This window comes from Streptococcus sp. 27098_8_66 (assembly GCF_041431945.1).
GTDB lineage: Bacteria > Bacillota > Bacilli > Lactobacillales > Streptococcaceae > Streptococcus > Streptococcus dentalis.
On the sequence record NZ_JAPVYS010000003.1, the window covers coordinates 25243 to 39717 of the forward strand.

A 14475-nucleotide genomic window follows, 5' to 3' on the forward strand; every position below is an offset into this window, starting at 1 on the left:
TTCCTGATGAAAATGCATCACACAAGCAAAAGCCAGTAGATAGATCATCAGACACAAAAAATCAGTTTCTCTAATAAAAGTAACCAAGAAAAAAATCCCTAAAAAAGCAAAAAGAATCTTCATAATAAAAATCGCAAGCACCTTTGCTCTGAGTGTTTTGCGCTCTTTTTCCTTCAGAACAACTGTTTTCCAACCAGTTCTCGGATCTTTTTTTCTCGTCTTCGCTATCATCAGTATTCCGAAAACTACCAGAGTTCCAATCATTGCAATACTGATATTAATCGTATACGGTAACGTCCCAAAGGCTGAATTTAAAACACTTGCAATTCCTTTTAAAAAAAGACTGTAAGTGGAGCAGCAACCATTATCCAATTGGAAGTATTTTTTTGATCATTATATTGAAATACTTCGTTTTCTTCATCAAAATAAATCTATTTCGAATCCAAATAACCGATATATGTTTTCACAGTTAACATTTCTCCGTCAATTTATTCTTGAGATAAAGTACTTCTATCATACACGAATTTTGGCTAAAGAGCAAATTCATTACTAGATGTAGATTTCCTCAAATAGGCATATAAAAAACCACCCGCAGGTGGTTTTCCATCTTATATCTTCGTCAAAGGGGTTGCGGTATCTGGCGAGGTATCTAGTACCTCAAAATCATGGCCAACAGCTAGATCTGCTCGAGCCAGTTGATTCTCCATGGTCATATGAGCCAATTCTTTAATATTGTTCTCTTTTGACAAATGCCCCAGATAAATCTTCTTGGTGCGATTTCCCAAGGTTCGGATCATGGCATCGGCACCATCTTCGTTAGAAAGGTGGCCTAGGTCTGACAAGATCCGCTGCTTCAAGCGCCAAGCATAAGAACCTGCTCGAAGGATCTCTACATCATGGTTGGACTCAATCAGATAGCCATCAGCATCCGCGACGATGCCTGCCAAGCGATCACTCACATAGCCCGTATCCGTCAGCATGACGAAGCTCTTGCCATCCTTCATAAAGCGATAGAATTGAGGGGCTGCAGCATCGTGACTGACCCCAAAACTTTCGATATCGATATCGCCAAATGTCTTGGTCTTCCCCATTTCAAAGATGTGCTTTTGAGCATCATCGACCTTGCCTAGATACTTGGTGCCTTCCATAGCCTTCCAAGTTGCTTCATTAGCATATAGATCCATGCCGTATTTCCGCGCTAAAACACCCACACCATGGATATGGTCTGAGTGTTCGTGCGTAATCAAAATGGCATCTAAGTCTTCTGGTTTGCGATCAATTTCAGCCAATAGTCCCGTAATCTTTTTCCCTGATAACCCTGCATCAATAAGCAGTTTTTTCTTTGGCGTCTCAAGGTAGAAAGAATTCCCACTAGAACCTGAAGCTAAAATACTGTACTTAAATCCCTCTTCTGTCATTGACTCCTTATTCTTCCTCTTCTGTATCCCAGTCGTCTTTAATAGCGTCTTTGTCGTACGGCAAGACAATGGTAAAGGTAGATCCCTTGCCATATTCACTCTTGGCCCAAATAAATCCTTTGTGTTGCTTAATGATCTCCTTAGCAATGGCTAGGCCTAGACCAGTCCCTCCTTGGGCCCGGCTACGCGCCTTATCCACTCGGTAAAAGCGATCAAAAATGCGAGGCAAGTCTTTCTTGGGAATTCCCAAGCCCTCATCTGAGATAGAGATAATCAACTGGGCATCTGTTGTTCTCATCCCTACCTTGATCTTTCCACCATCAGGTGAGTACTTGATGGCATTGTTCAAGATATTGTCGATCACCTGGGTCATTTTATCCGTATCAATTTCAACCCAGATCGGTGTGATCGGGTATTCCCGGATCAGTTCATACTTCTTTGTATCTTCTTGCGATTGACTCTTGATCTTATCAAACCGGTTTAAAATAAAGGTGATAAAGGCCGTAAAGTTGGTCAACTCGATGTCCAACTGACTGGTTTCATTATCAATTCGTGACAAGCTCAATAGATCTGTGACCATACGCATCATGCGGTTGGTTTCATTGAGTGAAACCTTGACAAAATCTGGTGCTACTGGCTCTGACAAAGCACCATCGTCTAGGGCTTCCAGATAGGATTTCACACTGGTCAAAGGAGTCCGTAATTCATGACTCACATTGGAAACAAAGAGGCGACGCTCCCGCTCTTCCTTGTCCTGCTCCGTCGTATCATGCAAGACAGCTACTAGACCAGAGATGAAACCTGACTCGCGACGAATCAAGGCAAAGCGCACACGAAGACTTAAGTATTCCCCATTTTCATCCTGGGAATCGATGGTCAACTCCGGTACTTCTGTAATCAAGCTGCGCAGATCATACTCGTCTCCAAGCGAAAGCAAATCCAGAATACTGGTATTGAGCACCTCATCTGGATTGACATTCAATTGCTTGGCGGCCATTTCATTGACCATGATGATCTGACCACGTCTGTTGGTCGCAAGCACCCCGTCTGTCATGTAAGAAAGGATACTGGTCAAACGCTTGGTTTCTTGTTCCAAGTTTTCATGCGTCAGGCGAATAACCTCCGACAGATCATTGATACTATTGGTCATATCTGTCAGCTCTGGACTTCCTTGCATATCGACCACTTCAGAATAGTCCCCTGCAATCAGATCTTTAATTTTGGCGTTTAATTGTCTGAGTTTGATATTGTCCCTACGGTTTTCTAGGAGAAGCAAGGCAACCACAATGATAAACCCAAGCGTAATCAGAACAAAGACAAAGTTCGACGACATGACAAATTGTTTTAGTTGATCAATCATTGTTTCTCATATAATATCCGACACCACGGCGGGTCAAAATATATTCTGGACGTCCCGGTGTGTCCTCGATTTTTTCACGCAAACGACGAACCGTCACGTCCACTGTCCGAACATCACCAAAGTAATCATAGCCCCACACCGTCTCAAGAAGATGTTCACGGGTCATCACTTGACCGACATGGGTCGCAAGGTGATAGAGCAACTCAAACTCGCGATGAGTCAAGTCCAATTCTTTGTTGCCTTTTCGAACCAAGAAAGCGTCTGGAAGAATGTGAAGATCGCCAATGACAATTTCTGTATCGGCATCTTTTTCAAACTGAGGATCAGCCGCAAACTCCGAACGACGCAACAAGGCTTTCACACGCGCTTGTAATTCCCGATTAGAGAAAGGTTTGGTCACATAGTCATCCGCCCCGATTTCAAGCCCGATGACCTTATCAAATTCCGTATCCTTAGCAGATAGGACAATGATCGGCACATTGCTGGTCTTACGAATCGTCCGCGCCACTTCCAAGCCATCAATCTCTGGCAACATCAAATCTAGAATAATAACATCTGGGTTTTCAGCTGAAAAGACTTCTAAAGCTTCCCGCCCATCAAAGGCCGTTAAAACTTCATATCCCTCTTTTGCCATGTTAAATTTGATAATATCTGAAATTGGTTTTTCATCATCAACTACTAATATTCTTTTCATCTTACATACCTGTTTCTAATGCAACTTTTCCTTATCAATCTCTATCTTCTTATTATATCAAACTTATGAAGAAATGTGGAGTCTCAATTGCTGGACTTTCCAGGAAGAAAAAGCAAAAAGACTGAGATCGTTACATCTCAATCTTTTTATTTTTTCATTATTTCTCAACACGTGATTTGTTGGAGATATCAGCTAGGATTGCTGCTACATACTCATCATGTTTAAACATTAAAACGGTATCTACTTTCAGAGGAGATATCGTTTTTCTTCTTCGGATAAGGATACAAAAATTTCTGCCTTCACTATCTTTTAAATCAATTGATTTCTTCAGAGAAAGACTGTAAAATTTTTGATATAATGTCAAGGATGGACTGATGGATATTTAAAAGATAATGTTCAAAAGAATCACAGGTAAGAATTAAAAACATGTCAGTTTGGACAGAAGTCTCTCTACCATCATCCATGCAGAAACAAGATTATATGAAATAAAAGGAGTAACCAATGTCCGGAAACTATTCAACACGTGAATTCCGCGAGAAACTATATGATGACCTTCATGTTCGATTAAGAGATACAGTGATTTTGATGTGTTCGATTTTTATTGCCTCTATAGGTCTAAATATGAATTCAACAGCTGTCATTATTGGAGCCATGCTGATTTCCCCTCTTATGACACCGATTATTGGACTGGGGTTTGGTTTAGCTATTTTTGATACGCGTTTAATCAAGCAATCTCTAGGGGTTTTATTTACTCAAGTATTGGTCAGTTTGCTTGTCTCGACTCTATATTTCTGGATTTCTCCCTTATCTTATGCAAGTAGCGAATTGATTGCACGAACCTCTCCAACCATTTGGGATGTTCTCATTGCTATTGCGGGTGGGATAGCAGGTGTCATTGGTTCAAGAAAAAAAGAAGCAAACAATATCGTGCCAGGAGTAGCTATTGCAACAGCTCTGATGCCACCTATCTGCACTGCAGGCTATGGTTTAGCTAATGGAAATGTACGATTTTTATTTGGGGCTCTCTATCTTTTCTTGATCAACTGTGTCTTTATCATGCTAATCAATATTGTTGGAACAAGAATTATGATGAGACAATCTCCCTTAAGTTCATTTAAAGAGCTAAACATGAAAATGAGAATTGGGTTGATCTCCTTGATTGTATTATTGGTTCTTCCAGCCAGCTATTCAGCAGTCACTCTGACGATGGATCAAGCACGAAAAGAAGGGATCAAACAGTTTGTAGGAAAAGAGTTTGCCAATCATACGATCATTAATCAAGTCTACAAGTCAAGTAGCAATGAATTGGTCTTGACAGTTGTTGGAGATCCGATTTCAGAAGAAGAATTAGAAACCATTCGCCAAAAACAAGACTCTTACGGTATTCAATCTGTTCAATTGAAAGTCAATCAAGTCCATAATTCGACAAAATTAGATAGTGAGACGACCAAGGAATTTTACGAAAACATTGACAAGTATATCGATCAAAAACTCTCTGAAAAAGATTCACAAAACGATCTCGTAAAAGAAAATGAAGCAGACAAGGATTGAGGATAGTCAACTTATCTAACTCATGGAAGCAAATCTTGGGAGGATATCCTATATCCAAAAGTTCATGGATAGAAAGGATTGTTGATGAGGATACTATTTGTGGTGGTTTGACCGATCACTACTAGCTCAGCTTAATCAAAATGTAAAAAAGCAACAACTATTTCAGTTGTTGCTTTTTAGGTGGCTGAGATTTTGTTCTAGGTTAAATGGTTTATTTCTCAACACGAGATTTATTGGCAATATCTGTAAGAATTAATTCTACAAATGCATCCACTGACATGGTTTCTGTTTCTTTTTGGCCATAACGACGCACGTTTACAGCCTTGTCTTCCATTTCCTTGTCCCCAACAATCAATTGGTAAGGAATTTTTTGAGTTTGTGAAGCACGGATCTTGAACTGCATTTTTTCATTGCGTTCATCCACATCTGCACGAACACCACGGTCACGAAGTTTCTTAGCCACTTCCCAAGCATAGTCCACGTGTTTTTCGTTCGATACTGGGATAAGGGTTACTTGGTGAGGAGCAAGCCAGGTTGGGAAAGCTCCCTTGTAGTTTTCAATCAAGATCGCAGTAAAGCGTTCCATCGTTGAGATAACCCCACGGTGGATCATAACTGGACGGTGTTCTTCTCCATCTGCTCCAATGTAATGAAGATCAAAGCGTTCTGGAAGCAAGAAGTCCAATTGGATGGTAGAAAGGGTTTCTTCTTTACCAAGAGCTGTTTTCACTTGGATATCCAATTTTGGTCCGTAGAAGGCTGCTTCCCCTTCAGCTTCATAGTACTCAACACCCATATCATCAACAGCGGCTTTCAACATGCGTTGAGCATTTTCCCACATTTCATCGTTGTCAAAGTATTTGTGTTTGTCTTCAGGATCACGGTAAGACAAGCGGAAACGGTAATCTGTCAAGTTAAAGTCTTCATACACATCGATGATCAATTGAAGGATCTTCTTGAATTCTTCCTCGATTTGTTCTGGAGCTACAAAGGTATGACCATCATTCAGAGACATTTCACGCACACGTTGAAGACCAGTCAAAGCACCAGATTTTTCATAACGGTGCATCATACCGATTTCAGCGATACGGATTGGCAATTCACGGTAAGAGTGCACATGGTGTTTGTAGACTTCAATGTGGTGAGGGCAGTTCATTGGACGAAGAACAAACTCTTCTCCATCCCCCATATCCATTGGTGGGAACATGTCTTCGCGGTAGTGATCCCAGTGACCTGAAGTTTTATAAAGTTCTACAGAAGCAATTGGTGGAGTGTAGACGTGTTGGTAGCCTGCTGCTACTTCTTTATCAACGATGTAGCGTTCCAACTCACGACGGATGGTCGCACCATTTGGCAACCAGAATGGAAGACCTTGACCAACTTCTTGAGAAATCATGAAGAGATCCAATTCTTTACCAAGCTTACGGTGGTCACGTTCTTTAGCTTCTTCACGCATTTGGAGATAGTTCTTCAAGTCTTTCTTGTCAAACCAAGCAGTACCATAGATCCGTTGCATCATCGCGTTGTCGCTATTTCCACGCCAGTAAGCACCTGCTACATTGAGAAGGTGGAAGATTTGGATGCGACCAGTTGATGGGACGTGTGGCCCACGGCAAAGGTCAACGTATTCACCTTGACGATAGATGGTCAAACCACCTTCGTCATCTGAGTGTTCTTCAATCAATTCCAATTTGTATGGATCATTTTTGAAGATTTCACGCGCTTGGTCTTTAGTCACTTCTTCACGGATTGATGGGAAGTTTTCCTTCACGATTTTCTTCATTTCTTCTTCGATACGAGGAAGGTCTTCGTTAGAGATTTGACCCGCTTGGTTATCTGTATCGTAGTAGAAACCATCTTCGATCGCTGGACCAACACCCAAGTGAATATCTGGGAAGAGGCGACGAGCTGCTTGTGCAAACAAGTGTGCCGCTGAGTGACGCAAGATTGGAAGAGCATCTTCGTGATCAGGTGTCACGATTTCAATGCTTCCATCTTCAGTAATGGCACGAGTTGTGTCAATCAATTTGCCGTTGAATTTACCAGCAAGGGCTTTTTTAGCCAAAGAATTGCTGATAGATTGAGCAATTTCAAAAGTAGTAACGCCAGATTCGAATTCACGAACAGCGCCATCTGGGAAAGTAATCTTAATCATGATTTTCTCCTTATAAAGTTTTTAGTAGCTAAATGGGTGGGAGGTGTCTTTGAACATTGGAATCGTCACTCCTTTTGATTTCCTCATTAAAAAATCAAAAAAGCGACCTCCTCGAAAGGACGTCGCAACGTGGTTCCACCTTCATTTATGTTCCTCAAAAAAGAGGGACACCTCTGATTGGCTCTAACGTAGCCACCGTTTTATGTTTGCATAAAAGAATCACGAGTAGTCCCAAACCTATCCTCTACGCGATTTCCAGCCCCACGCGCTCTCTATCAGATTTCCTAGATTTGATATGTCTCTGTCAGTTATTATAGCACGATTGAAAAATTTTGCAAGAAAAAGTTTCATTTTCAATCAAAGAAATGTGTGATTTTACGGATTTTCTTCACTTGTTTGACCGAAGCCTTCATCATTTTCACAGATCCATTGACCGGAAGAGCAATCACCTTGGTCGGGATTTTCACAATGGTCTTAGACATCCGCTTGACCCGACTTTGTTCAGGATTCAAATCATTTGAGAAGTCTTTAGAGATGATTTTATCCAGGTAAAATTCGTAGACCCGACGGCCAAAGGTTGCTGCAGAAATATCATCGATCTTTTCCGCCCACTTGGTTTCATCAATTGCAGGCATCTCGTCAATCGCTTCAAGAATTGCTTGGGCCAGATCGCTCTCCTCATAAAAGAGCTTTCCAAACATAGGGTCATCAATCACATGTTCGAGATAAGGATTGCCATGAGCAATAATCGGGGTACCACTAGCAATACTCTCTAAATAGGTCAAACCTTGCGTCTCACTCGTTGAAGCTGAAATAAAGAAGTCAGCCGCCTTATAGTAGAGAGCTGTTTCATTGGGTGGGATCATCCCTGTAAAGACAACCGCATCTGAAATCCCCAGTTTCGCTGCCTGTTTTTTCAAATCATCCAAATAAGGACCATCTCCAGCGACAATCAACTTAACTTTTTGATTGACCTTTAAGACGTCTGGAAGGGCCGCAATAACAGCCTGAATATTCTTTTCATAAGAAACCCGCGAAAGGCTCAATAGAAGCGTTTCATCTTCTGCTACTTCATATTTTTCACGAAGAGCTGCTGTCTCTGTCGGAGTAATTTCCGGTCGGTCAAACTTGGCCAAATCAATCCCTGTCGGAATAATGCGTTTTTCTGCCTTAACCTTGTACTTTTGGAGCAAGTCATAGACGATCTCGCTTGGACAGATCACTCCGTCCAAATCATTCATATAGCTTCTCACAATGTATTTGACCATACTTGGGCGAATGACCATGCCTCTCGCAATATAGCGGACATAATCCTCATACTGGGTATGGTAGGTATGAATGACAGGAATCCTCAACTCACGTCCAATCCATACTCCTAAAAGTCCCAGTGAAAACTCAGTCTGGGTATGGATAATATCCAGCTGGTATTGCTTGGCAATGGCAAGCGCCTTTGAGAAGCCACGATAAGCGACCCGACGGTCCTTAAAGGCGAAGAAAGGCACACTTGGAATTCGAATAATCTGCCAATCTTCATAGCGGTTGACATCTTTATCCGTTGTCGTAAAGATAAAGACCGTGTGACCCAATTTTTCTAATTCTGTTTTGAGCGTCCTAATACTGGTCGCCACTCCCGAAACTTGCGGGAAATAGGTATCTGTAAATAACCCTACACGCATCTTACATCTCCAAAACTGTTTGATAGGCTTCGACCAATTGATGTGCCACTAAGTCGATCGAACGACTTTCAGCGACCTTGTAGCCCGCCTCTCGCTTGTCTACTTGTCCGTTCAAGACCTTATTCAAGGAATCCACAAATTCGTCTACATTGTGGCACAATTCAGATGACGTCTCGTCAATCCAGCCATTGTATACTGGAATATCCCGCAAGACCGTGTGCTGATGACTGGCCAAGGCTTCCAAAACAACGATTCCTTCTGTTTCTTCATAAGATGGGAAGAAGAAAGCGTCTGAACCCGTCATTGCCCCTTGGAAGACCGCTCCCTTGAAGTAGCCAGGGAATTCCACATTACTCGGATGATCCTTTTCCACGATACGACGAATCTTACGCGGAATGATCCATTTGTTGATAGAACCTAGCCAAATAAAGCGCACATCCGGCATGCGACGGGCCACTTCTACGAAATCTTCAATCCCTTTGCGTTTAAAATAAAGCCCTGCACAGATGACAACCTTTTGACCTTCTTGGATATTAAAATGCTTGCGAAAGACTTCTTCTTTTTTCGGATCCTTCTTGTATTTTTCCAAATCAATCCCATTGGAGACCGCGATAATCGGTGTAGTCACCCCATAAGACTGAATCAGGTGTTTGGAATACTCAGATGGCGTGATCACATAGTCTGCCTTTTGGTACATGTGAGCCAAATACTTCCCAAACAAGGGCGCAAAAAAGTTAGACCCGATAAAGGAATTTTCAAAATCCTCACGGGTTGAATGGCCATGCATGATGACTTTCTTTCCACGACGCTTTGCTGCATGGAGCAAAAGGAAACTCCGTGGGCCATAGGTATTGATATGCACCACATCATAATCTCCTAAAATATCTGTCGTATACGGAATCCCAGCCAAATCAAGCGCATGCATTTGATGCTGCAAGGCTCGACCAATTCCTGATTTTTGTAATACGGATTTTCCTTCTAAATACAGTAAAACTTTCATACCTTCTATTATACCGAAATAAAGAGTGCCCAGCAAGTCTCTACCTGTTTGCAGTATAAAAAAGAGGCTAGAACAGTTCTGTTCTAGCCTCTCAGACTAGTAGACACGTCTTCCCAAGTCGAGACTCTAGTCTACTAATCCTTATTTTTTGGTCGTTCCACGTTGGTTGATCGTATGAGACAACAGTACTTCGCGTTCTTCCAACTCTTCTTTGTGCATGATCTTGGTCAACATGCGCATACTGATCGCACCAAGGTCATACAAAGGTTGGCCAATCGTTGATAGATTTGGACGCGTATAACGAGTTACTTGTGAATCATCACTGGTGATAATTTCAAAGTCTTCTGGTACCTTGATCCCCTTATCAGACAAGCCGTTCAAGAGACCTGCAGCCAATTCATCCCCTGTTACAAAGGCAGCTGTTGCTTTGGATGCAATGATGCGTTCTGCCAAGTTATACCCTTCATCGTAACGGTACTTGGATTCAAACACAAGTCCTTCGCTATAGCTCAATTTTTTCGCTTTCAAGGCTTCTTTGTAGCCTGTCAAACGAATTTTTCCATTGATATCATCCACCAATGGGCCGCTTACAAAAGCAATTTTCTTGTTGTGTTTTGCCAACTGTGTAACAGCATCAACGGTCGCTTGCTTGTAGTCAATATTGACACTTGGTAATTGGTGTTCAACATCCACTGTCCCAGCAAGGACAACTGGCGTCCGAGAGCGTGAAAATTCTGAGCGAATCTTTTCTGTCAAATGATAGCCCATGAAAATGATCCCATCCACTTGTTTTGAAAAGAGGTTGTTCACCACTGAAACTTCTTTGTCATCGTCTTCATCGCTATTTGCAAGAACAATATTGTACTTGTACATTTCAGCAATGTCATCGATCCCCTTAGCCAATGTAGAGAAATAACTATTCGTGATGTTTGGAATCACGACACCTACTGTTGTTGTTTTCTTACTAGCAAGACCACGCGCAACAGCATTTGGACGGTAATCCAAGCGTTCGATCACTTCTAATACTTTTTTACGTGTATTTTCTTTAACGTTCTTATTTCCATTCACTACACGACTAACGGTTGCCATTGAAACCCCTGCTTCACGGGCGACATCATAAATCGTTACTGTATCGTCTGTATTCATAAGATTTCCTTTCATTATTGAAAATTTCGTTTTCACTCTCTAATTAATCCTATTTTATCATGGATTGTAAACACTTTCAAGTATTTTGGTAAAATTTTGTAAACTCTTGCTTTTTTGGGGAAAATTTGACAAAATAGATCCATAGAAAGAAGGTAGCATTATGTCTAAATTAGATCAAATCGTCGATTTTCTTGAAACTGAAAAAACAGATGTCGCTGTTGTATCCGATCCTGTCACCATCAATTACTTGACTGGTTTTTACAGTGATCCCCACGAACGTCAACTCTTCTTGTTCGTTTACACTGACCATGAACCACTTCTCTTCGTTCCTGCACTTGAAGTGGAACGGGCGACTGCAGTTGTCGATTTCCAAGTGGTTGGCTATGTGGATTCTGAAAATCCATGGGAAAAGATTAAAGGGGCTATCGCAAAACCAGATGCTAAAACCGTTGCACTTGAATATGATAACTTGATCCTTACCAAATACAATGGCTTGCGTACTGTCTTTGAAAAAGCAACATTTACCAACTTGACACCACGGATTAACCGGATGCGCTTGATCAAATCTGCTGATGAGATCCAAAAAATGTTGGTGGCTGGTCAATATGCAGATAAGGCTGTCAATATGGGATTCGACGCCATCTCACTGGATAAAACAGAAACTGATATCGTAGCAGAAATCGACTTTGGTATCAAACGATTGGGTTATGAAATGAGCTTTGAAACCATGGTCTTGACTGGAAATAATGCAGCTAACCCACACGGAATTCCAGGAAGCAACAAAGTCGAAAATGATGCTCTCTTGCTCTTTGACCTTGGCTGTATGGTCAATGGTTATGCGTCAGATATGACTCGTACTGTTGCGGTTGGGAAACCAGATGATTTCAAAAAAGAAATCTACCACTTGACTTTAGAAGCTCAACAAGCAGCCATTGACATGATCAAACCAGGTGTAACAGCTCACGACGTCGATCGTGCTGCACGCAGCGTCATCGAAAAAGCTGGCTATGGTGAATACTTCAACCACCGCCTCGGACACGGGATCGGAATGGATGTGCATGAATTCCCTTCTATTATGGAAGGAAATGACATGGTTATCGAAGAAGGAATGTGCTTCTCAGTCGAACCAGGAATCTATATCCCAGGTAAAGTCGGTGTCCGTATCGAAGACTGTGGCTATGTGACAAAAAATGGCTTTGGACTCTTTACAGAAACTAGCAAAGATTTGCTATATTTTGATTAAGATAGAAAAGGAGATTGTTTTATGATTGTTTGGCGTGGTAAAGGCTTGCTCGTTGTACTTGCTTTATTTATTGGAGGAGCTGTCTCCAACCTTGCTATTTATGTCCTTCATTTTAATGTCGCTAATCGAGTTCATGGCTTTCTGATGGGGATCATGTTTAGCCTATTTACAGCAGCCACAAATTATTTATTAACAAAAAGATTTGTTTCAGATGAAGTTCGTTATCTTATTGATGAAGAGACAGGGCAACGAATCGCTTACCGTGATTCTTCTTCTTTCATGTTTATTCCCAATCGCTATTGGACCTGGATCTTCTTAGGTTTATCCCTCATTCCATTATTAGTGTCCTTCATCAATTAATAAAAAAATTTCAGTATCTAAGGTACTGAAATTTTTTATTTTAACGTATCTATCAATGAATCAGCAAGTTCCTATCGGTAACTTTCTCTCTTGCTTACCAGAGATTGATAGCTTCTGTTTATTGGACTAAGAGGCTACTTCCATCTTCATTTTAGCTTCTTTCACTACTTGCTCTAGACTTATTTGTGCCATTTCTTTTTCCATGGCCAGCTGAATCTCTTCCAGCTTCCCATCTAGAACGTCATGGATGCTATTTCCAATTGGACAAGCAGGATTTGGATGTTCATGGAAGCCAAATAATTGACCTGTCGAACCTAAGCATTCTACCGCTTGATAGATATCCAGCAGGCTGATCTCATCGGCTGCTTTTGCGAGCTCAGCTCCGCCTGTCCCACGCGCTACATGGATTAATCCGGATTTCTTCAACTGAGACAAGGTCTTTCGAATAATAACAGGGTTCACGCCGACACTTCCTGCCAAAAAATCACTGGTTACTTTTGTTTTTTCTCCTTGTAGAGCAATCATGATCAAGACATGAGTCCCAATGGTAAAGCGACTCGAAATTTGCATAACTTCACTCCTTTCTACCCGTTTTGAAGGTAGAGTCTATTGAACAACCGTCAAGAGACGACTTTCGTTATTCCTATTATACTCTTTTTAGTTGTAATGTCAACAGTTACACTATTGAAAGAAGTCCTCTAGCCAAGCATCGATTTCTCGATCATGACCTTCTCTCTGCTCAATTTCATGAAGGAGCTCATGATTGTGGGTATGATGAATGCCATTGACCAAACTTTCATAATACACTTGGTAATAAGGAAGATGGAGGTCTTTTGCAAGTTGCAGTTCTTTTTGGACATCATAGTCCACCCGTCTAAAATCTACATCTTTTAACCCCATTTGATCAAATTCAAGAATAGCATACATGGCCCGAAGGTCCTTGCGAAGATTCTTTTCTAAAAAGAAAGGTTGACCGATCGAGCCAGGATTGATAATCAGTTCTCCTCCTGTCCCATAGCGGAAAAACTGCTGGTGAATGTGTCCGTAGACTGCAATATCACAAGACGGGTTTGTCACCAAACGATCAAAATCCTTCTGCTCACCAATATGGATCAATTCGCGACCCCAATTCTTATCAGGTAAGTGGTGGGTAATGCCGATCTTTAAACCTGCGATTTCTCTATGGACTTGCATGGGCATTTTCTGCATGTCTTCAATTTCCTGGGGCGTGATTTCTTCCAGAATATATTGACACTGGCGCATGAGGTAGCGATGACTGGATCTAGTCTCATCCAACATCCCCCTCATAGCCCGCCAAAGACTATCTTCCCAGTTTCCAAGGACTTTGACCGTAATAGGTAACTCCTCTAACAGCTCCAAGAGGGCCCGTCTCCCTGTTCCAGGCATCAAACTATCTCCTAAGAGCCAATATTCATCCATCTTGGCTTTTCGACTATCCTCTAGGACAGCTTCCAATGCTGTCGTATTTCCATGAATATCTGAAAGTAAAGCAATTTTAGTCATGATCTTCTCCTTCTCTCCATTATAACAAAGAGAAGAAAAACTTCCACCCAAAGGTGAAAGTTTTATGAACATTCCATGCTGCTAGAAATGAAAAATAAGGCTAGAGGGCCTGTCGCTATCAGCTACAGGCTTTGTATCTTAGTGAATTGCGCCAGGATGAGAGAGGATCGATACTATCCTCCCGAAGAGTTAGTAATTCGTGTAGGCAAGCCACCATAGTGCTTGCCGTTACACGAATTGAACACGCCCTAAATGCTGGGTGAAAAACGCAAACTGTAATAGTACTAACTTCAAAGGCACAGTAGCTGATTGGATTTTTCTCTCGCTTTAAGAGCTCGGAAAAATCCT

12 protein-coding genes are annotated in these 14475 nt (G+C 41.6%); 3 read left to right on the forward strand and 9 right to left on the reverse strand.

Annotated features, from left to right (window positions below):
- Positions 1–608: 608 nt before the first annotated feature.
- Genes O3642_RS03420 through yycF form a run of 3 tightly spaced genes read right to left on the reverse strand, consistent with a single transcriptional unit; the run spans position 609 to position 3472 of the window.
- Positions 609–1418, reverse strand: a complete 810-nt coding sequence (locus O3642_RS03420) for an MBL fold metallo-hydrolase (protein ID WP_023918725.1) — start codon at positions 1416–1418, stop codon at positions 609–611.
- Between the two features lie 7 nt (positions 1419–1425).
- Positions 1426–2778, reverse strand: a complete 1353-nt coding sequence (vicK, locus tag O3642_RS03425; protein ID WP_371605403.1) for a cell wall metabolism sensor histidine kinase VicK — start codon at positions 2776–2778, stop codon at positions 1426–1428.
- The gene (yycF, locus tag O3642_RS03430; protein WP_003005102.1) at positions 2771–3472 is read right to left on the reverse strand and encodes a response regulator YycF; all 702 of its coding nucleotides are present in this window, start codon (positions 3470–3472) and stop codon (positions 2771–2773) included. Before yycF ends, vicK begins: the two co-directional genes overlap by 8 nt.
- Positions 3473–3973: 501 nt before the next feature.
- On the opposite strand from yycF, the gene O3642_RS03435 reads away from it, so the two are divergent.
- A complete protein-coding gene (locus tag O3642_RS03435; RefSeq protein ID WP_003008156.1) occupies positions 3974–5023 on the forward strand; it encodes a DUF389 domain-containing protein in 1050 nt (349 codons plus the stop codon).
- Between the two features lie 211 nt (positions 5024–5234).
- Here O3642_RS03435 and thrS read toward each other — a convergent pair whose 3' ends face one another.
- The 4 genes from thrS to ccpA all read right to left on the reverse strand — a co-directional run bounded on the left by thrS (position 5235) and on the right by ccpA (position 11000).
- Complete coding sequence (gene thrS / locus O3642_RS03440; RefSeq protein ID WP_371605404.1) at positions 5235–7178, reverse strand: threonine--tRNA ligase; 1944 nt, start codon at positions 7176–7178, stop codon at positions 5235–5237.
- A gap of 353 nt (positions 7179–7531) precedes the next feature.
- Complete coding sequence (locus O3642_RS03445; protein WP_125826745.1) at positions 7532–8854, reverse strand: glycosyltransferase family 4 protein; 1323 nt, start codon at positions 8852–8854, stop codon at positions 7532–7534.
- 1 nt (position 8855) lies between these two features.
- Positions 8856–9854: a glycosyltransferase family 4 protein gene (locus O3642_RS03450; protein WP_155126792.1), complete on the reverse strand. Its 999-nt coding sequence runs from the start codon at positions 9852–9854 to the stop codon at positions 8856–8858.
- Between the two features lie 141 nt (positions 9855–9995).
- Positions 9996–11000, reverse strand: coding sequence for a catabolite control protein A (gene ccpA / locus O3642_RS03455; RefSeq protein ID WP_003005429.1), 1005 nt, complete (start codon positions 10998–11000; stop codon positions 9996–9998).
- A 160-nt stretch (positions 11001–11160) separates the two neighbouring features.
- Here ccpA and O3642_RS03460 point away from each other — a divergent pair, with 160 nt between their 5' ends.
- On the forward strand, positions 11161–12243 hold the full coding sequence (locus tag O3642_RS03460; RefSeq protein ID WP_155172265.1) for a Xaa-Pro peptidase family protein: 1083 nt from the start codon (positions 11161–11163) through the stop codon (positions 12241–12243).
- A 21-nt stretch (positions 12244–12264) separates the two neighbouring features.
- Positions 12265–12603 carry a hypothetical protein gene (locus tag O3642_RS03465; RefSeq protein ID WP_155172268.1) on the forward strand — a complete coding sequence of 113 codons (339 nt, stop codon included), beginning with the start codon at positions 12265–12267 and terminating at the stop codon, positions 12601–12603.
- A 126-nt stretch (positions 12604–12729) separates the two neighbouring features.
- Here O3642_RS03465 and O3642_RS03470 read toward each other — a convergent pair whose 3' ends face one another.
- Complete coding sequence (locus O3642_RS03470; protein WP_371605405.1) at positions 12730–13173, reverse strand: Rrf2 family transcriptional regulator; 444 nt, start codon at positions 13171–13173, stop codon at positions 12730–12732.
- A gap of 111 nt (positions 13174–13284) precedes the next feature.
- Positions 13285–14127: a metallophosphoesterase gene (locus tag O3642_RS03475; RefSeq protein ID WP_155172273.1), complete on the reverse strand. Its 843-nt coding sequence runs from the start codon at positions 14125–14127 to the stop codon at positions 13285–13287.
- Positions 14128–14475: the final 348 nt, after the last annotated feature.